The following is an 18,244-nucleotide window of genomic DNA, read 5'->3' on the forward strand; positions in this document are numbered from 1 at the left end:
TTTGTCCCTGATGACTGGCGCCCACGCGGCGCAAAAAATCGATTTGATCATCGACACCGATCCTGGTGTCGATGATGTGGTTGCCCTGCTGTTTGCGCTGGCATCACCGCAGGAGTTGAGCGTCCGGGCATTGACCACCGTTGCGGGCAATGTGCGCCTGGACAAGACATCGCGTAACGCACGGCTGGCCCGCGAGTGGGCGGGGCGCGAGGATGTGCCGGTTTACGCCGGGGCAGAGAAGCCGATGGTGCGTGATCCGATCTATGCCGAACACATCCATGGCATGGAAGGTTTGTCGGGTGTTCCGATCTATGAGCCAAAGAAAGGCCTGGCAGACGGCAGCGCCATCGATTACCTGATTGATACCCTGATGGCGGCCAGGCCTCACAGCATCACCATTGCCATGCTTGGGCCGCAGACCAACCTGGCCCTGGCGCTGATCCGGGAGCCGGGCATCGTTCAGGGCATCAAGGAAGTGGTGGTCATGGGTGGGGCTCACCTCAATGGCGGCAATATCACGCCAATGGCGGAGTTTAACCTGTTCGCCGATCCGCAAGCCGCCGAGGCAGTGCTCAAGAGTGGTGTGAAACTGACCTACCTGTCGCTGGATGTAACTCACAGGATTCTGACCAGTGACGCCCGCTTGAGAAGGATCGCCGGGCTGAACAACAACGCCAGCAGGCTGGTGGTCGATATTCTCAATGACTGTATCAAGGCCGATATGGAGCATCACGGCATTGCGGGTGGTCCGGTTCATGATGCGACGGTGATTGCTTACTTGCTCAAGCCGCAGCTGTTCAGCGGGCGTAAGGTAAGCGTCGTGGTTGATTGCAGCGAAGGTCCGGCGTTTGGTCAGACCATTGTCGACGAGGGTGATGGTCTCAAGGCGCCGGGAAATGCCTTCTGGGTCGAAAGCGGAGATGCCGAGGGTTTCTTTGACTTGCTGACGGAGCGCCTGGCGCGTCTGCAGTAGCCTTCGTGCTTGCGGGTTTTACGCTTGCTCCGAATGCCTGGCGCTGTGGTTCGTCGGGTATTTCTCGAAGATCTGCCTGATAAATGATTGAGCGGCCTCGGTGCCCAATTCCTTGACCAACAGGTCGAGCGCGATGATCACGAGTTCTTCTGGGCTGCCGGGGCTGTAGGAACTGTGCCCCTCTGGCCACTTGGCTTTGATGTCGGCGTCGATGGTTACGGTGCTCATGATGTTGCTCGTGCAGTCGGGGAGGTCATGGCGAGGAGTTAACCATGTTGTCGTGGTTTTGGCACTGCGACTTAGGCATGAACGAGAGGCTGTGCGACACTTGGCCTTTGAGGACTTTTCAAGGACTGCACTGTGCAGATCGATTTGAACACCCCTGATGGCTTGACGCTTGAGGCTGTGCGCCAGCTGCTGGCGTCCGCCAGTGATGATGTGCATACCCAATTGCGTGTGACCAAGGGCGGCATTGCCTATATTTCATCGGGAATCGTCGGCGGTACCGATATCGACGGTTTGCTGTTTCGCTTGGAGACTTGGGCCAAGGGCTCGGGTTATGTCGGCCGGGTCGCTGCCAGTGACGAAGTCTGGGTGATGCAGATCTTCAACGCGCTGAAGCAAAACTGGCCGAAACCGGCCTTCGACTATATCGATGTCTATTGAGCGCTGTTCATATTCAGTCACGATTGAGCTGTTAAGGGCAGGGCGATGCTCAGGCAAAATCTCCGGCTGTTTGTAACGAAAAAACAGGTTGCCTGTTCTCGTTGTGAAACCAAACGCCGCCGTGGCGGTCGCAAGATCTCAGCTTAACTCTAGGAAAAAGGAGGCGTCATGCCTTGGAAGCTCGCGTCATTGGGTACTTTGTTCGCCGTCGTCATGCTGTCAGGTTGCAGCACTGGCACAACCGAGCCGGCAGCAGACCCTGTAACGACGACTGACACGGGTCATAGCCGTTGTGAGGCCAACGCAGCCGAATTCGCCATCGGCAAACAGGCCTCACCCGAGTTGCTGGAACAGGCGCGTAAGCGTGCCGGTGCGCAGAACGCGCGGTTCCTGCAGCCTAACGACATGGTGACGCTGGAATACCGCTCCGACCGTCTGAACCTCAATACCGATGCCAATCGGGTTGTCATCCGCGTCAACTGCGGCTGATCGCTTAGCCCTTTTCATCACCCACAAAAAACCCCGTCACATGGACGGGGTTTTTTTAGTGCGCCTGGAAATTACTCTGGGCGAACTTGAGCAGCTTGCATACCCTTTTGGCCTTTCTCAGCCACGAAGGAAACGGTTTGGCCTTCTTTCAGGCTTTTGAAACCGTCGCTTTCGATAGCTTTGAAGTGTACGAACAGGTCGTCACCGCCACCTTGAGGAGTGATGAAGCCGAAGCCTTTTTCATCGTTGAACCATTTAACGGTGCCGGTTTGGCGATTAGACATGGTGTATCTCCAAGAAACATATATTTTCAGTAGTGCTGTGCTGCTCAGGCCAACTGGGCACACCGGGGTATCATAGTCGAAATGTTCGCTTTGGGAGCCCCCCGCAGGTGCTGTTTGCCCTACAGTCGCACATTCTTTGTTGCCCGATATCGCTGAAAGCCCCGTTTTAAAAGGCTTTCAGCCAAACGTAAAGACGATAAAAAAAGCTGCAAAGCCTGCATAAATCGCGGGAAAAAGGACTTTTCAGTGGCAATTCACAGCCCGAAATTGCTTTTTTGGTGGCTTGGCAGGCTTATTTTTTCGTCGGGCTGGCCTTGCACTTGGAAATTTGGGTCAGGGCCTGTTGTTGCAGTTCCGGACTGGCTTTGTTGTCCATCAGGGATTTGAGGTCGCTGGCCGGGTAAGATTTCAGTGCATCGGCGCCACAGGCGCAGTGGGCTTTGGCTGCGGCCTCACCGATACTTTGCGCGGCGGCGGGGACGCATTGCGCCATGTACTTTTCGCGCTCACCCTTTGGCCAGTCGGCGTGGGCGGCCAGCGGTAGCGACAGAACGATAGGTGCGACTACAGCGAATAAACGATTCAGACGCATGCCGGGATGCTCCTTGTGGGTCAATGTATTGTTATCTGAGGGGTAAAGCGGCGATCAAGTTCATCACTCTGGCATAAAAACGCCGGATTTTCCCCGTCGCAAACCTTCACTCCGCCACGACCGCTCATCTGTGCTAGCATGCTGCGCTCGGGCGCTGGCAGGCACCGGTCGACTTTCAGTCCCGGCCGCGTCAATGCCCGAATAATCCTGATTTGAATCCCAGTCACTCTGGTTCGGTTTTCCGGTTGGCCGCAAGGCTCCTGCCGCTGTAAGGCAGGCGTTCGTCATTGAATGGCCTGGATCGGATCTTGTACTGGCTCATCCCAACCCACGTGACCTTTGGTAGGGGTCACCACTAGGAGAGGAGGCGCCATGCCAACTATTACTCTTCCCGACGGCAGTCAACGTTCATTCGATCACCCGGTCTCCATCGCCGAGGTCGCCGCATCCATCGGTGCCGGCCTGGCCAAGGCCACTGTTGCCGGCAAGGTGAATGGCAAGCTGGCCGATGCCAGCGACATCATCGACAGCGACGCTACGCTGCAAATCATCACGCCAAAGGATGAAGAGGGGCTGGAGATCATTCGCCACTCCTGCGCCCACCTGGTTGGCCACGCGGTCAAGCAGTTGTATCCGACCGCCAAAATGGTGATCGGTCCGGTCATCGACGAAGGCTTCTATTACGACATCGCCTACGAGCGTCCTTTTACTCCGGACGACATGGCTGCCATCGAACAGCGCATGCAGCAGCTGATCGAAAAAGATTACGACGTGATCAAGAAAGTCACTCCGCGCGCCGAAGTGATTGAGGTGTTCAAGGCTCGCGGCGAGGACTACAAGTTGCGCCTGGTCGAGGACATGCCGAATGAGCAGGCCATGGGTCTGTACTATCACGAAGAATACGTCGACATGTGCCGCGGTCCGCACGTGCCGAACACTCGCTTCCTGAAATCCTTCAAGCTGACCAAGCTGTCCGGAGCCTACTGGCGCGGCGATGCCAAGAACGAGCAACTACAGCGCGTTTACGGCACCGCATGGGCCGACAAGAAGCAACTGGCGGCCTACATCCAGCGTATCGAAGAAGCCGAAAAGCGCGATCACCGCAAGATCGGCAAGCGCCTGGGCCTGTTCCACACCCAGGAAGAAGCGCCGGGCATGGTGTTCTGGCACCCGAACGGCTGGACCCTGTACCAGGTACTCGAGCAGTACATGCGCAAGGTACAGCGCGATAACGGCTACCTAGAGATCAAGACGCCTCAGGTTGTTGATCGCAGCCTGTGGGAAAAGTCCGGCCACTGGGCCAACTACGCCGACAACATGTTCACCACCGAGTCGGAAAGTCGCGACTACGCCATCAAGCCAATGAACTGCCCTTGCCACGTGCAAGTGTTCAATCAGGGTTTGAAGAGTTACCGCGAGCTGCCGATGCGCCTGGCTGAATTCGGTGCGTGCCACCGTAACGAGCCATCGGGTGCGTTGCACGGCATCATGCGTGTGCGTGCGTTTACTCAGGACGATGCCCATATCTTCTGCACTGAAGAGCAGATGCAGGCCGAGTCCGCTGCATTCATCAAGCTGACCATGGATGTCTACGCCGACTTCGGCTTCAAGGACATCGAAATGAAGCTGTCCACTCGTCCGGAAAAGCGGGTCGGTTCCGATGAGTTGTGGGATCGCGCAGAAGCTGCATTGGCCGCAGCCCTTGATAGCGCGGGCCTGCCGTACGATTTGCAGCCGGGAGAGGGTGCGTTCTACGGTCCGAAGATCGAGTTCTCGCTGAAAGATTGCCTCGGCCGCGTGTGGCAATGTGGTACCTTGCAGCTCGATTTCAACCTGCCTGTCCGTCTGGGCGCGGAATTCGTCTCCGAAGACAACAGCCGCAAGCATCCGGTGATGTTGCACCGGGCGATTCTGGGTTCGTTCGAGCGTTTCGTCGGAATTCTGATCGAGCACTACGAGGGTGCATTCCCTGCGTGGCTGGCGCCGACTCAGGCTGTGGTGATGAATATCACTGATAAACAGGCAGATTTTGTCGCTCAGGTCGAAAAAACTCTCAACGAAAGCGGGTTTCGTGCCAAGTCTGACTTGAGAAATGAAAAGATCGGCTTTAAAATCCGCGAGCATACTTTGCTCAAGGTTCCATATCTCTTGGTTATTGGAGATAAGGAAGTCGAGACTCAGACTGTCGCTGTGCGGACTCGTGAAGGTGCTGACTTGGGCTCGATGCCCGTCGCCCAGTTCTCCGAGTTTCTCGCGCAAGCGGTTTCCCGGCGTGGTCGCCAAGATTCGGAGTAATTATTATTAAGCGTGATATGAGACAAGATAAACGAACTGCACCGAAAGCCCCGATCAACGAGAATATCTCGGCACGCGAGGTTCGGTTAATTGGAGCTGACGGCGAGCAGATTGGCATCGTCTCGATTGATGAAGCGCTCCGTATCGCTGAAGAAGCCAAGCTTGATCTGGTAGAAATCTCCGCTGACGCAGTCCCGCCTGTTTGCCGGGTGATGGACTACGGCAAATCGATCTTCGAAAAGAAGAAGCAGATTGCAGCGGCGAAGAAGAACCAGAAGCAGATTCAGGTAAAAGAAATCAAGTTTCGTCCAGGGACGGAGGAAGGGGATTACCAGGTAAAACTACGCAACCTGGTACGTTTCCTGAGTGACGGGGACAGGGCCAAGGTATCCTTGCGATTCCGCGGCCGTGAGATGGCCCACCAGGAGCTGGGTATGGAACTGCTCAAGCGAGTCGAGGTTGACCTGCAAGAGTACGGTTCGGTCGAACAGCATCCTAAGATGGAAGGACGCCAGCTGATCATGGTCATCGCCCCGAAAAAGAAGAAGTAATCAACAGGGCACGGCAGGCCTTCTGATTATGTTTATCAACTGAATGCGGAGTATCCGAACATGCCAAAAATGAAAACCAAAAGTGGTGCTGCCAAGCGGTTTCTGAAAACTGCTAACGGCATCAAGCACAAACACGCTTTCAAGAGCCACATCCTGACCAAAATGTCGACCAAGCGTAAGCGTCAACTGCGTGGTAGCAGCCTGCTGCACCCGTCTGACGTGGCAAAAGTCGAGCGCATGCTGCGCCTTCGTTAATTTTAGTCAAGAATAGAGGAAGTAACTCATGGCTCGTGTAAAGCGTGGCGTCATTGCCCGTAAGCGTCACAAAAAAATTCTGAAACTTGCTAAAGGCTACTACGGCGCACGCTCCCGCGTATTCCGTGTTGCCAAGCAAGCGGTAATCAAGGCAGGCCAATACGCCTACCGTGACCGTCGTCAGAAAAAACGTCAGTTCCGCGCTCTGTGGATCGCTCGTATCAACGCTGGTGCTCGTATCAACGGTCTGTCCTACAGCCGTTTCATCGCCGGCCTGAAAAAAGCGTCCATCGAGATCGACCGTAAGGTTCTGGCTGATCTGGCAGTGAACGAAAAAGCGGCGTTTGCTGCGATTGTCGAGAAAGCTAAAGCCACCTTGGCTTAAGTACCCCCGACAGTCACCCGGCCTCACCTCTGTGGGGTCAGGTGTTAAACGTCATAAATAGGGGAAGAGCCTTCAAGCTCTTCCCCTATTTCGTATCTGGAGTCTGTACATGGAAAACCTGGACGCGCTCGTCTCTCAAGCACTAGAGGCTGTGCAAAGCGCTGAAGATATCAATGCCCTGGAGCAAATCCGGGTTCACTACCTTGGCAAAAAGGGTGAATTGACTCAGGTGATGAAGACCCTGGGGAATTTGCCGGCAGAAGAGCGCCCGCAGGTCGGCGCGCTGATCAACGTTGCCAAGGAGCGTGTCACAGAGGTTCTCAATGCGCGCAAGGCGTTGTTTGAGGAGGCCGATCTTGCGGCCAAGCTCGCCGCCGAATCCATTGACGTGACCCTGCCTGGCCGCGGCCAGACCTCTGGCGGTCTGCATCCGGTTACCCGGACTCTGGAACGTATCGAGCAGTTCTTCACCCGCATCGGCTACGGCATCGCCGAAGGCCCCGAGGTCGAAGACGATTACCACAACTTCGAGGCGCTCAACATCCCAGGCCATCACCCGGCCCGGTCGATGCACGACACTTTCTATTTCAACGCCAACATGTTGCTGCGCACCCATACCTCGCCGGTACAGGTCCGCACCATGGAATCGAAACAGCCGCCGATCCGCATTGTCTGCCCTGGCCGTGTGTACCGAAGCGACTCCGATATCACCCATTCCCCGATGTTCCACCAGGTCGAAGGCCTGCTGGTTGATCGCGATATCAACTTCGCCGACCTCAAAGGCACGATCGAAGAGTTCCTGCGGGTGTTCTTCGAAAAAGAACTGGCCGTGCGTTTCCGCCCTTCGTACTTCCCTTTCACCGAGCCATCCGCTGAAGTCGACATGGAATGCGTGATGTGCAGCGGTAAAGGCTGCCGCGTCTGCAAGCAGACCGGCTGGCTGGAAGTCATGGGCTGCGGCATGGTTCACCCGAACGTGCTGCGCATGTCCGGGATCGATCCGGAAGAGTTTTCGGGCTTTGCCTTCGGCATGGGCGTCGAGCGTCTGGCCATGCTGCGTTACGGCGTGAACGACTTGCGTCTGTTCTTCGACAACGACTTGCGGTTCCTCGCGCAATTTCGCTAGTCGTAACGAATTCTTAGGAGAGCAGGATGAAATTCAGTGAACAATGGCTGCGTGGCTGGGTAAGCCCGCAGGTAAGCCGCGACGAGCTGGTTGCTCGTCTGTCGATGGCCGGTCTTGAGGTCGATAGCGTAACGCCGGCCGCCGGTCTATTCAGTGGCGTGATCGTGGGCGAGGTGCTGAGCACCGAACAGCACCCGGACGCCGACAAGCTGCGCGTTTGCCAGGTCAGTAATGGCTCAGAGACTTTCCAGGTCGTGTGCGGTGCGCCAAACGTGCGCCCGGGCCTGAAGATCCCGTTCGCCACCCTCGGCGCCGAATTGCCGGGCGACTTCAAGATCAAGAAAGCCAAGCTGCGTGGCGTTGAGTCCAACGGCATGCTGTGCTCGCAGGCCGAACTGCAAGTGGGTGAGGGCAACGATGGCCTGATGGAGCTGCCGGCCGATGCGCCAGTAGGTCAGGACATTCGTGAATATCTGCAGCTGGATGACGCCATCATCGAGGTCGACCTGACTCCGAACCGCGGCGACTGCCTGTCCCTGGCGGGTCTGGCTCGTGAAGTCGGCGCGCTGTATGCCGCACCAGTCACTCGTCCAGTGGTTGTCCCTGTTCCAGCCGTGCATGATGAAGTGCGCCCGGTCGAGGTGCTGGCGTCAGCTGCCTGCCCACGCTACCTGGGGCGAGTGATCCGTAACGTCGACTTGTCCAAGCCTACGCCGCTGTGGATGGTCGAACGCCTGCGCCGTGCTGATGTACGCAGCATTGACGCTGCTGTCGATATCACCAACTACGTGATGCTTGAACTGGGCCAGCCGCTGCACGCTTTCGATCTTGCCGAAATCAACGGTGGCATCCGTGTGCGCATGGCCGAAGAGGGCGAGAAGCTGGTGTTGCTCGACGGTCAGGAAGTCAGCCTGCGCAGCGATACGTTGGTGATTGCCGACCACACCCGCGCCCTGGCGATTGCCGGCGTAATGGGTGGCGAGCACAGCGGGGTCAACACCGCGACCACTCGCGACATCTTCCTGGAAAGCGCGTTTTTCGACCAGATTGCCGTCGCTGGCAAGGCCCGATCCTATGGCCTGCACACTGATGCTTCGCACCGTTACGAGCGCGGTGTGGATTGGCAACTGGCCCGCGAAGCCATGGAGCGTGCCACTGGCCTGCTGCTGGAAATCACCGGTGGCGAAGCTGGCCCGATCATTGAAACTGTCAGCGAACAGCATTTGCCGTCGATTGCACCCGTGACGCTCCGTGCCCAGCGCATTACCCAGATGTTGGGGATGGAAATGGGCTCGACCGAAGTCGAGAGCCTGCTGGGCGGCCTGGGTCTGGTCGTTACGACTGAAGGGGCAGAGCAGTGGCGCGTCGAAGTGCCAAGCCATCGTTTCGATATCAGCCTGGAAGTCGACCTGATCGAAGAACTGGCCCGTTTGTACGGTTATAACCGTCTGCCGGTCCGTTATCCGCAAGCGCGCCTGGCTCCGCAAGCCAAGGCCGAAGCACGTAGTGATCTGCCAGAGCTTCGCCGCCTGCTGGTTGCTCGTGGTTATCAGGAAGCGATCACCTACAGCTTCATCGATCCGAAACAGTTCGAGCTGTTTAATCCGGGTGTCGAACCGTTGCTGCTGGCTAACCCGATTTCCAACGACATGGCCGCCATGCGTTCGTCGTTGTGGCCAGGTCTGGTCAAGGCCCTTCAGCACAACCTGAACCGTCAGCAGGATCGCGTTCGTCTGTTCGAAAGCGGCCTGCGCTTCGTCGGTCAGCTCGAAGGCTTGAAGCAGGAGCCGATGTTGGCGGGTGTGGTTTGCGGTAGCCGCTTGCCTGAGGGCTGGGCGCAAGGTCGCGATGTCGTTGACTTCTTTGACGTCAAGGCAGATGTAGAAGCGGTGCTGGGCTTTGCCGGTGCACTGGATGCGTTCACGTTCGTTCCAGGAAAACACCCGGCGCTGCACCCGGGGCAAACCGCGCGCATCGAACGAGAAGGGCGTCTGGTAGGTTTCATCGGTGCTATTCACCCTGAGCTCTCGAAAACCCTGGGCCTGGATCGTCCGGTATTCGTTTTCGAGCTGGTTCTGGCGGAAGTCGCATCCGGTAAAATGCCGAAATTCCACGAGTTGTCGCGCTTTCCTGAAGTGCGTCGTGACCTGGCGCTGATTGCGCACCAGGACGTCGCAGCCTCGGCTGTATTGGACGTAATCCGTGAAAATGCAGGCGAATGGCTGACAGACCTCAGGCTATTTGACGTGTATCAGGGTAAAGGTATTGATCCTGATAGAAAAAGCCTCGCCGTCGGCTTGACCTGGCAGCATCCATCGCGCACTCTTAATGACGATGAGGTGAATTCCACGACTCAAAATATCCTCACCTCGCTCGAACAAAGGTTGAACGCCACGTTAAGGAAGTGACGTATGGGGGCTTTGACGAAAGCTGAGATGGCGGAACGTCTGTATGAAGAGCTGGGCCTGAACAAGCGGGAAGCCAAGGAATTGGTCGAACTGTTTTTCGAGGAAATCAGGCACGCTCTTGAAGACAACGAGCAGGTCAAATTGTCCGGTTTCGGCAATTTCGACCTGCGGGACAAACGCCAGCGGCCTGGCCGCAATCCGAAAACCGGGGAAGAAATTCCAATCACGGCTCGCCGTGTGGTCACCTTTCGTCCAGGGCAGAAGTTGAAGGCCCGAGTTGAGGCTTATGCTGGAACCAAGTCATAACGACGAGCTTCCCGTCATCCCAGGCAAACGCTACTTCACCATTGGTGAAGTCAGCGAGCTGTGTGCGGTAAAACCACACGTGCTGCGCTATTGGGAGCAGGAGTTTCCTCAACTCAACCCCGTCAAACGCCGCGGAAACCGCCGGTATTATCAGCGCCAGGACGTGCTGATGATCCGGCAGATTCGCGCACTTCTATACGATCAAGGATTCACCATCGGCGGCGCGCGTCTGCGTTTGTCCGGTGATGAAGCCAAAGATGACACCACGCAATACAAGCAAATGATTCGTCAGATGATCGCTGAGCTCGAAGATGTTCTGGTGGTTCTCAAGAAATAAAATAACTGCTTTTAAATACTTCCAGTTTTCAAAAGCTTGCGATATATTCTTGAGCGTTCTTCGAGATAAAGAACAGATTACACGCCTAGTCGGGGCGTAGCGCAGTCCGGTAGCGCACTAGCATGGGGTGCTAGGGGTCGAGTGTTCGAATCACTCCGTCCCGACCATATTTTTCAATGACTTAGGCCAATGTTCACAGCATTGGCCTTTTTCATGTGCGTGACTTTTGCGTGACTCCTCGATTTTTCACGCCTGTTTCCTCTTCAAGATTGTCAGGACCGGTCCACGCGAATCGGTTGCTGATACCATGTTCGCAGTTTCAATCAGATGCCCGAGCTCAGCGCCCGAGTAGTGGCTGGTGATGCTGCCGTTCTTGTGGCCCAGAAGTGCCTTGCGGTCTTCCTCGGTGACGCCTGCTGCGCGTAGCCGACGGCCAAATGTGTGTTTGAGGTCATGGATCCTTATGGATGCATAACCTGGGTGAGCGGGGCGAAGGTTTTCCTCCTGCCAGCGTTTCGCCGCTCTCACCCGCGCTTTCTTCCAGGCCGAGTCGTTCATTCGATGCATCGCGTTGCCGTTGAAAGGGAAAACCCAGCCCTTGCTCAGGCCTCGCTGTTTGTCGATGATCGATTTCGCCACGCTATTGAGTACGACCAGTCGCTCATCGCCGTTTTTCACACCTGACCGTTCGTTACGGCCTCCAAGGTCGGACGGGATCAGGAACACACTGGTGCCGAGTTCCGGCACCGAAATCTCCCAGTCCCACCTCAACTTGCAGACCTCTCGCTCGCGGCAACCCGTGTTCACCTTGAACAGGGCCATCGTTTGCAGATGCGCCGGCAACTCCCCGAAAAGGATCGATTGCTCTTCCCATGTCATGGGGTAGGGCTCACGTACCTTTTTCTTCAGGTCCAGCTTCGCCAGCATTGGCACCGAATCAAGCCAAGGCCTTCGCTCCTCATCCCGCCACTTCTTTGCACAAAGCGACAGAACCCGTATCACTCGCTCAATCGAGATGTTGATCGTGCGTGGCGCTACCGGCTTCAGTTGTTTTCCTTCTGGAGTCAGCATTCCCTTTAAACGATCCCGTACGAACGGTTCAAGCGCCTGGTCATCGATATGCGTCAATGGCAGGTCCTTGAGGTAAGGGTGAAGCTGCTTCAGGTGGTGCGCCGTCAAGTTGATCGAGGGCTGATCCTTGCTCTCGAGCAGAAACCTTGTCGCCGCTTCCTCCCAAGTTCGGGTCCGGCGTACGCCGTAAACCTTCTGCTGTCGAAGTTGCTCTAACCAGTGAATCAGGTACTGCTCGGCTTCTTGCCGGTCACCAGTTCCAGTGCTTTCTCGAAGGCGCTTGCCTCGGAAAACTTTGTCGATTTGCCAGACTCCGCCCTTTTGGTAGAGACCGGTGATCGCTTTTCTCGCCATGGTTTGCCTCCTTTGGCATCACCCTGGCGCTCGCTGCGAGGGTGATTGTTGTCCTGATTGGCTGTCTTTTCAATCGACTTGCTCTCGATGTAGGCATCAGCCCACTCGTCTAGCTCGATACGATCAAACGCCACGTCCTGCTTTCCGATGGGGAGTTCGCGCACGTTCGGCCTGACCGTTTTGTTGAATTCGTCGCGGCAAATGCCGAAATAGCCGGGCGCATCCATGAATCGGATGAAGTGGGGAGGGATGCAGCTGGCTTTGGCTGCTGTAGCGTTTGCCATGGGTATGCTCCGTGCCGCCCGTGGCGGCAGAGTGTTCAGTGAATGGTCACGCTGTCCTGCCCTGGGGCGATCGCGCGAGCCTGTTGTTCTGTACGTCGGCAGATGTGTTGGATCTTTCCGCCGCAGTCGGCGATGACCCACCAGAAGCCGCCGAAGCGGTGCGGGCCCTTGATGATCTTCGTGATGGTCATGGCGCACTTCCTTGCCCTGGTGGCAGAAGGTGGTTATTGGGCGGGCCAACCAAGCGGAAGTCCGTTCTCACGAAGCAGGTGTGACGGTGGGTCTTCCTGCATGCACATCGGGGCGCAGGTCTGGGTGCCACACGCGTGACAGCTAGTTGGCCCACCCCAGAACGTCGGATGGATACGCGGGAAGCCGCTACTGCATTGGTTACGGCGCTCGTCGTATTGCGAGCAGGGAGTTCTTTCGGGCATAGGGATTCCTCGCCCGCCGTACACCGGCAGGCTTCTGCTTTAATGGAGTAGATATTTCGTGGGAGGGGCGGTGATGCATAACGCTTTTCGAAACAAGCTATTCATCACCGGGGTTCCGATGGTGATTGTTGGACTCGGCGTTTGTCTGAACCAACTATTTTGGGGTCGAAGTGTCGGTTACTTGGCTTTTGCCGTTTTAGTCTCAGGGTGCACTTTGTTGCTGATTGGATGGGTGCAGAGGAACAAGTGAAATTCTCGGCTTTACCGCGGCCCCTTGTAGCAGTAAACATAGGCGAACCAGGCGAGGGCGATCATGGGGTCACCTTGATGTCTACACGTCATGAATCCACTCGATGTTGAGCAGGTCATCGTCATCGATCTGCGACTCACGTAAATCGTTGCTGGTCACCCACTCCGCAACCTCGTCGTCATCCATGCCCTCAATCACCTTTCGAAAATTTACGACCGACTTTCCGGTGAGTACGACTGTTCTTTTCATTGGGCAATACCTGTTCTTTGCCGCTATAGCGGCTGACTTTGAAGGGGGAGGGTGGTGTTTTTTTTCAGAGCGCTGCGAAGCTGCTGGGCAGCTATAGTTTGTCGGATCTGCTATTGCCGATCGGTCAACTAAAAGGGGGTTGTCGTGATCCGTGCTTTCCTTAAGGTCTCGATTTTCAGTGCAGCGTGCCTAGGCATTTCTGCTTGTTCTACTGTTGAGGGGCTTCAGCCCTCTGATAGTAGTGTGATTGTCGAAGTACGAAATACATCTTACAACGAGGTGTGGAAGTCCTCGGTAAATGCTATGAGTTCAGGCTTGGCGATCGTTGAAATAAACAAGAGCGCAGGAGTTATTAAATCCGAAGCGCCTGCAGGAATGGCCACTTGGGGGGAGGTCATCGGTTTGTTTGTGACTCCTGTCTCGCCATCCGCAGAAAGTTACTCAATTCGAATCGTCAGCAAGAAACGTGCGACGTATCAAATTACTGGTCAGGATTGGGCGCCGTCTATCGCAGCTCGCATCCGGGCGGATTTAGACGCGGAATAATCGATCACCGTGCAATCTCTATCGATCAGAGATCATGGGACTCATGCCGCTGCTCGGCCAGGCGTGATTGCTCGAGGGTGTTCAACTGCTCGTCGCGCTCGTTTAGCAACTGTTGCAAGGCGTCACGCTCGGCGACAACCCGGTCGAAGGTTTCGCCCAACACGTACTGCACTGGCCGGTGGCCGCATGAGCAGTCTGGCCACGGGTTGTCTTCTGCCCAGGTCCTGCCGTCACCGGTGCCAGCCTCGCAGGCCGGGCCGAGATAAATGATTTTTGGCTCGCTCACTTTGAACCCCTTCAATTGTCCGTACCCGTGTAGGTGCGCGAAGGGACCTTGACGCCGTTGAGCGGAAATCCCCAGTCACCGCGCCACTTACTGGTGATGAAGAGGGTGATGACGCCGCCGGGGGATACCTGGTTGATGCGGTGGTATTCGCCGTGCAGAAGCTGTGCGGTGTCGCCCTGGTCGCGTCTGATCCACTCGCAGGCGTCCCGCATGATCCAGTCGACTCATTTGGGACACGGCTTCGAAACCATGCCGTCCATGACTGCCTTTTTCCATTCATCGCCCGCTGGCCGCTGCTCTGTGTACCAGCCGCGCATAATGATCGTCCGAGCGTTCCATGGATGATCATGCAGATCTCGGTCTTCGTCGGGTCGCATGATCTGGTGGATGCGGAACGACCACGGAACCCCCAAAGTGCCGGCTTGTGTGTGGTGCGGGAGTAGGGGTTGAACAGCCACCAGTGGCCCATGTACATCTCGGAGCCGTCGGCGGACATGATGTGCTGGTACGGGGAGAGCTGGGCGCGGGCGATTAGCCATTCGGCGATTGCCGGGCGCGCGAGCAGCTTGGCGACCAGGCGCCAGAAGAAATCGAGCGTGAGTTCGTCGTATTCCGGGTCATGCCCGGGCGGTGGAAATGGCGGAATGAGGAAGCGGGCCATGTACGGTCCGCTGGAGAGGGTTACATGGAATGGAAATACTGGATCAGCGGGTGCAACCAACTGCTCACCACGTTGTAGATACCAATCGCAGTAAAAACGACTACGGTGAGGATGACGAAAAACGTTCTTGGCATTACGGGCGTTCCTATTAGGTTAGATTTTGAGAAGACTCTCTCCCCTAATAGTGGGTAGGCAGTGACCCAAATTCGTCCGGTCACCAGCAATTTTCAGAAAAAAACTAGATCAGGCTGCAACAGCTTCCTGCATTGCTGCGCGCCACGGATCGTTGGCCCTCGCCAGTGCTGCCATCGGTGGTGGGCTCACGCTGTTGCCACACATGTGGACCTGTTGGGTCTTGTTGAACGGCTTGCCGTCCGCCCCATGGCTGATGATGTAATCGTCGGGAAAGCCCTGGGCTTTGTTCAGTTCGGACGGCTGCAACATCCGCAGGCAGATATCGACGATCACGTAAGGCGTGCCCTTGATCGTGACGGTGACCAGGCCCAGGCGATCTTTGGTGGTGATGGTCGGTGCCGGCTCATCGGCGCCACTCACGTTCTCCGTGCCGTAGTAGCTGATAAAGAAGGCCGCGACACGCAGGGCACCTTCTTCATGCTCGGGAGAAAGCGTGTACTGGACCAATGCGTGATGTTCGGCTCCAGCGGTCATCGTCGGTACCGGCTCATCTATGTCCCGTCCAACGCAGTTTTTCCGAAGCGTGGCGAGACTCGCTGTCACCAGCTGCTGCTGGCTGCTGGCTGCCGGTGTTGGTCACGGTGGTCATTGGGTCCTCAACGCTCTTGGCTGCCGTGGTGTTGAAGCCGCCATTCATCTGAGCCATGAACACAGTAGATATACCCATCGCGTGGGCGGCGCCGGCCGGACGTTGGTAGTTGCCTCCACTGGTGATGGTCGGCAGCAGTTCGTCGAGCGCCTTTCCCTCATCGGAAAACCGGAACTTCACCAAGTGCGCGGCAGCTACGCCGTACTTCCCGCCCGAAGCCGTTATGGTGCCGAGTGGTTCGTGTTGGTCGGCGGTGCGTGGGGCAGATCCCGGTTTGTCACCGTTGCCTAACTGCACCAGCGTGGTCGCAGAGAGTGTCAGTTCTCCGCGATTAGCGCAGGGTATTGTCGGCATTGGCTCGCGTGGGTCGTTGATCCGGTCGCTACCCTAGTGGGTGGCCGGTGCAATGATTGGGCTGGTCATGGCGAACGATCCGCCGCGCGGCTAAGACGTCACAGTGCGCAGCGGCTCGTTGGCCGATTGCACGCTTTCCCCTGACCAGTTGGCGATCGGTACAATGAATGGATCAGCCGCATCAATGACGAACTTCTTCATGCCTTTGGCGATCCGGCTCAGGGTGGCCTTCGCGAGTGGCTTGGCACGCCCGAAAATGCTTTTGGTGGGAACGGTCCAGTCAATGCACTCGGCGGCGGTGCGCCACTTTTTCTGGCCTTTCTTGGGTTCTTCGCATGGGTTGGCCTTGGCCACACGATCGACTGGCCGTCACAGCGAGCAATCATGAACAGGCGTTCACGGCTGGTCGGCGCGGCAAAGTCACAGGCTTTGATCACCTGCCATTCGACGTCGTAGCCCAGCCCCTTCAGCAGTTGAACGAACCGGCGCCAGGTCGTGCCGCGACGCTTCGGATCGGGAACCAGGAACTGATTCGAGACTGGTACTTGCTCGCCGGGTTCTGCCACCCGGTTGATCTTGCTCTTCGGCTTGGTTGGGTGCGGCACCAGGTCCAGGGTCACGACCCTGCTGGTAGCCTTGTCGCGCTTGGCGATCAGCGGCCCCCACTGAAGGATCTGTTTCACGTTTTCCAGGCTAATTACGCGGGGTTTCTTCTTACCTGCCCACTTCAGGCCGATCCACGACAGGTTACGAATCTCGCGCTTGCGCGGCTGCCCGCCGACGGCCTGGCTGTGGTGCGTGCAGTCTGGCGACATGTGAAACTAGCCCACGGCGCTGCCGCCGCACTCGGTGTCCGGATCACCGTCGAACACGTCGGTGGTGTAGTGCACGGCGCCCGGGTGATTCTCAGTGTGCATGCTGATCGCCTGAGGGCTATGGTTCTTCGCGACATTCACCGCGCGACCCAAGCCCCGGTACCGGCGCCGCCACCACCATAGAAGAAGTCGACAACGATCTCATCGTCCTGAGTGCTGAGGCCGAGTCCGTATTGAGTTTTGAAATCGAAGGGGTGTTTCTTCTGTTGTGCGGACATAGGGGATCCTCGCCGGCTGGCGTGTAAAAAGTAGTTGGTGGAAATAAGGGCTAGTCTTAGTTACTGGGTATCGATGAGGCAGGCGAAATGGACACCTATATCGTTTCGACCGCTCGGAAGGATCACGACGGAAAATATGTTGAGTTCGAATGGGCAAAGCTGGATGGCCACATGCATGCCATTGGCCATAGGCAGGTGGTCAGCTTTGATCAGGTCTGCGAGGCCCTGGCTAAAGGTGATGAGGTTTTTGCTGACGACCATCTCAGTGAAAATCGGTCAAGGTTTTTTCTCGGGGCCAATGCCTCTGGAGGACGAGTAATTGAACTGGAAGCTTGCGTGTCCGAACTCGAGCAAATTGGTGATCTACCAAGGTTCTAACTTCTAGTCTCCTATCGCCGGCTGGCGTGATTCCTTGGAATGGGGTAATTGTGTCGGCCCGGCGTGGTGCCAGATGGAGAAAGGGTTATGTCAGTGAAATTGGTTGATCATTCGTGGACAAAAATCATCGAGCGTGATGCCTTCGCAAAAATTGTCCTGCGCGACAAAATTGAAAAGGTTCAGCAACTGGAAGAGGCTATTCGCTCTAACGATGGCGCTGATGCCGCGGGCAATGTGCTCAATCATGGCTTGATCGTTCACGCGCTCAAGCGGTGTCTGGAGAATCTCGATGGATCAACTACGCTCACCGAGCAGGACTTCTGGGTCTGCTACGAATTCGCGACAGCTGCTGCGCGAAAGGCTGAGAAGATCCTTGCAGAAGATGACGACAGCGAAGAGTGATCTTGGGCTGTTGCATAGCTTATGAAGATCAGGCTGGTTTCGCGGCCTGAAGTTTTTTACTTCGGATCAAGCGCGCCAAGGGATCTCTTGTAAATCAGCAGATAGGATCTGCACAAATTGCGGCGGGCAGTACCGATGCAAGGAATTTTTCGGGACTGAGTATTACAACTGCGCAGCAATTTATCGCTACTACGAATAGCACAGGTGGATCCCCTTCATTTACTGTTTATTTCTCTGGGTATTGGATATGAGCGTTTATGCACAATTAAGAGATGGGGAAATAATTTCTCTGTTCTCATCTCCCCAGCTTGAAGAGAACTGCCCGGGAATCCAAGAGTTGGATGATGATAACTCATTGGTCTTGGCGTTCATTGAAAATAATAAGGTAAGGGGATTAGATTAAAGATAGCCGGGCGCCAAGGTAGGTAGTT

21 protein-coding genes, 1 tRNA gene and 2 pseudogenes are annotated in these 18,244 nt (G+C 56.3%); 15 read left to right on the plus strand and 9 right to left on the minus strand.

Annotated elements, in window-relative coordinates:
* Positions 1–10 precede the first annotated feature (10 nt).
* Positions 11–973 (plus strand): nucleoside hydrolase, encoded by a 963-nt coding sequence (locus tag DKY63_RS29825; protein WP_110968013.1) that lies wholly within the window; start codon positions 11–13, stop codon positions 971–973.
* Between the two features lie 18 nt (positions 974–991).
* Here DKY63_RS29825 and DKY63_RS29830 read toward each other — a convergent pair whose 3' ends face one another.
* Positions 992–1,201 carry a hypothetical protein gene (locus tag DKY63_RS29830; RefSeq protein ID WP_110967413.1) on the minus strand — a complete coding sequence of 70 codons (210 nt, stop codon included), beginning with the start codon at positions 1,199–1,201 and terminating at the stop codon, positions 992–994.
* 132 nt (positions 1,202–1,333) lie between these two features.
* Here DKY63_RS29830 and DKY63_RS29835 point away from each other — a divergent pair, with 132 nt between their 5' ends.
* Together DKY63_RS29835 and DKY63_RS29840 are read left to right on the plus strand one after the other, a co-directional pair.
* Positions 1,334–1,639: a hypothetical protein gene (locus DKY63_RS29835; RefSeq protein WP_110967414.1), complete on the plus strand. Its 306-nt coding sequence runs from the start codon at positions 1,334–1,336 to the stop codon at positions 1,637–1,639.
* A gap of 168 nt (positions 1,640–1,807) precedes the next feature.
* On the plus strand, positions 1,808–2,128 hold the full coding sequence (locus tag DKY63_RS29840; RefSeq protein WP_110967415.1) for an I78 family peptidase inhibitor: 321 nt from the start codon (positions 1,808–1,810) through the stop codon (positions 2,126–2,128).
* 71 nt (positions 2,129–2,199) lie between these two features.
* Here the strand turns inward: DKY63_RS29840 and DKY63_RS29845 are convergent, their stop codons facing one another.
* Together DKY63_RS29845 and DKY63_RS29850 are read right to left on the minus strand one after the other, a co-directional pair.
* Complete coding sequence (locus tag DKY63_RS29845) at positions 2,200–2,412, minus strand: cold-shock protein (RefSeq protein WP_003179963.1); 213 nt, start codon at positions 2,410–2,412, stop codon at positions 2,200–2,202.
* A gap of 292 nt (positions 2,413–2,704) precedes the next feature.
* Positions 2,705–3,004: a hypothetical protein gene (locus DKY63_RS29850; protein ID WP_110967416.1), complete on the minus strand. Its 300-nt coding sequence runs from the start codon at positions 3,002–3,004 to the stop codon at positions 2,705–2,707.
* A 372-nt stretch (positions 3,005–3,376) separates the two neighbouring features.
* Between DKY63_RS29850 and thrS the strand changes: the two genes are divergently transcribed.
* The 9 genes from thrS (at position 3,377) to DKY63_RS29895 (ending at position 10,834) form a co-directional block, all read left to right on the plus strand.
* Entirely contained in the window at positions 3,377–5,299 is a 1,923-nt protein-coding gene (gene thrS / locus DKY63_RS29855) for a threonine--tRNA ligase (protein WP_110967417.1), read from the plus strand.
* Positions 5,299–5,850, plus strand: a complete 552-nt coding sequence (infC, locus tag DKY63_RS29860) for a translation initiation factor IF-3 (protein ID WP_175377598.1) — start codon at positions 5,299–5,301, stop codon at positions 5,848–5,850. Before thrS ends, infC begins: the two co-directional genes overlap by 1 nt.
* 60 nt (positions 5,851–5,910) lie before the next feature.
* The gene (gene rpmI, locus DKY63_RS29865; RefSeq protein WP_002553160.1) at positions 5,911–6,105 is read left to right on the plus strand and encodes a 50S ribosomal protein L35; all 195 of its coding nucleotides are present in this window, start codon (positions 5,911–5,913) and stop codon (positions 6,103–6,105) included.
* Between the two features lie 28 nt (positions 6,106–6,133).
* The gene (gene rplT / locus DKY63_RS29870) at positions 6,134–6,490 is read left to right on the plus strand and encodes a 50S ribosomal protein L20 (RefSeq protein ID WP_007905879.1); all 357 of its coding nucleotides are present in this window, start codon (positions 6,134–6,136) and stop codon (positions 6,488–6,490) included.
* Positions 6,491–6,599: 109 nt separating this feature from the next.
* Entirely contained in the window at positions 6,600–7,616 is a 1,017-nt protein-coding gene (pheS, locus tag DKY63_RS29875) for a phenylalanine--tRNA ligase subunit alpha (protein ID WP_110967418.1), read from the plus strand.
* Positions 7,617–7,642: 26 nt separating this feature from the next.
* The gene (gene pheT / locus DKY63_RS29880) at positions 7,643–10,024 is read left to right on the plus strand and encodes a phenylalanine--tRNA ligase subunit beta (RefSeq protein ID WP_110967419.1); all 2,382 of its coding nucleotides are present in this window, start codon (positions 7,643–7,645) and stop codon (positions 10,022–10,024) included.
* 3 nt (positions 10,025–10,027) lie between these two features.
* Positions 10,028–10,330: an integration host factor subunit alpha gene (ihfA, locus tag DKY63_RS29885; protein WP_002553164.1), complete on the plus strand. Its 303-nt coding sequence runs from the start codon at positions 10,028–10,030 to the stop codon at positions 10,328–10,330.
* A complete protein-coding gene (locus DKY63_RS29890) occupies positions 10,311–10,667 on the plus strand; it encodes a MerR family transcriptional regulator (RefSeq protein WP_003179985.1) in 357 nt (118 codons plus the stop codon). The genes ihfA and DKY63_RS29890 overlap by 20 nt, the downstream gene beginning before the upstream one ends.
* Before the next feature lie 90 nt (positions 10,668–10,757).
* Positions 10,758–10,834: transfer RNA gene (locus DKY63_RS29895), tRNA-Pro, on the plus strand.
* 79 nt (positions 10,835–10,913) lie between these two features.
* Here DKY63_RS29895 and DKY63_RS29900 read toward each other — a convergent pair.
* From DKY63_RS29900 to DKY63_RS32265, 3 genes are read right to left on the minus strand one after another with little or no spacing between them, the layout of a single operon-like run.
* Positions 10,914–12,077, minus strand: a complete 1,164-nt coding sequence (locus DKY63_RS29900; RefSeq protein ID WP_239499427.1) for a tyrosine-type recombinase/integrase — start codon at positions 12,075–12,077, stop codon at positions 10,914–10,916.
* A complete protein-coding gene (locus DKY63_RS32795; RefSeq protein WP_239499344.1) occupies positions 11,963–12,376 on the minus strand; it encodes a hypothetical protein in 414 nt (137 codons plus the stop codon). The genes DKY63_RS29900 and DKY63_RS32795 overlap by 115 nt, the downstream gene beginning before the upstream one ends.
* A gap of 35 nt (positions 12,377–12,411) precedes the next feature.
* The gene (locus tag DKY63_RS32265; RefSeq protein ID WP_162634935.1) at positions 12,412–12,567 is read right to left on the minus strand and encodes a hypothetical protein; all 156 of its coding nucleotides are present in this window, start codon (positions 12,565–12,567) and stop codon (positions 12,412–12,414) included.
* An 886-nt stretch (positions 12,568–13,453) separates the two neighbouring features.
* On the opposite strand from DKY63_RS32265, the gene DKY63_RS32270 reads away from it, so the two are divergent.
* Complete coding sequence (locus DKY63_RS32270) at positions 13,454–13,855, plus strand: hypothetical protein (RefSeq protein WP_162634941.1); 402 nt, start codon at positions 13,454–13,456, stop codon at positions 13,853–13,855.
* A 25-nt stretch (positions 13,856–13,880) separates the two neighbouring features.
* Here the strand turns inward: DKY63_RS32270 and DKY63_RS29905 are convergent, their stop codons facing one another.
* From DKY63_RS29905 to DKY63_RS29915, 3 genes and pseudogenes are all read right to left on the minus strand, one after another.
* Positions 13,881–14,141, minus strand: coding sequence for a hypothetical protein (locus tag DKY63_RS29905; RefSeq protein WP_239499345.1), 261 nt, complete (start codon positions 14,139–14,141; stop codon positions 13,881–13,883).
* A gap of 11 nt (positions 14,142–14,152) precedes the next feature.
* Positions 14,153–14,787: pseudogene (locus DKY63_RS29910) on the minus strand (hypothetical protein).
* A gap of 258 nt (positions 14,788–15,045) precedes the next feature.
* Positions 15,046–17,033: pseudogene (locus tag DKY63_RS29915) on the minus strand (DNA cytosine methyltransferase).
* An 87-nt stretch (positions 17,034–17,120) separates the two neighbouring features.
* Between DKY63_RS29915 and DKY63_RS29920 the strand changes: the two are divergent.
* Both DKY63_RS29920 and DKY63_RS29925 read left to right on the plus strand, forming a co-directional pair.
* The gene (locus DKY63_RS29920) at positions 17,121–17,411 is read left to right on the plus strand and encodes a hypothetical protein (protein ID WP_110967421.1); all 291 of its coding nucleotides are present in this window, start codon (positions 17,121–17,123) and stop codon (positions 17,409–17,411) included.
* An 87-nt stretch (positions 17,412–17,498) separates the two neighbouring features.
* Positions 17,499–17,813: a hypothetical protein gene (locus tag DKY63_RS29925; protein ID WP_110967422.1), complete on the plus strand. Its 315-nt coding sequence runs from the start codon at positions 17,499–17,501 to the stop codon at positions 17,811–17,813.
* Positions 17,814–18,244 lie beyond the last annotated feature (431 nt).

Source organism: Pseudomonas putida, assembly GCF_003228315.1.
GTDB lineage: Bacteria > Pseudomonadota > Gammaproteobacteria > Pseudomonadales > Pseudomonadaceae > Aquipseudomonas > Aquipseudomonas putida_S.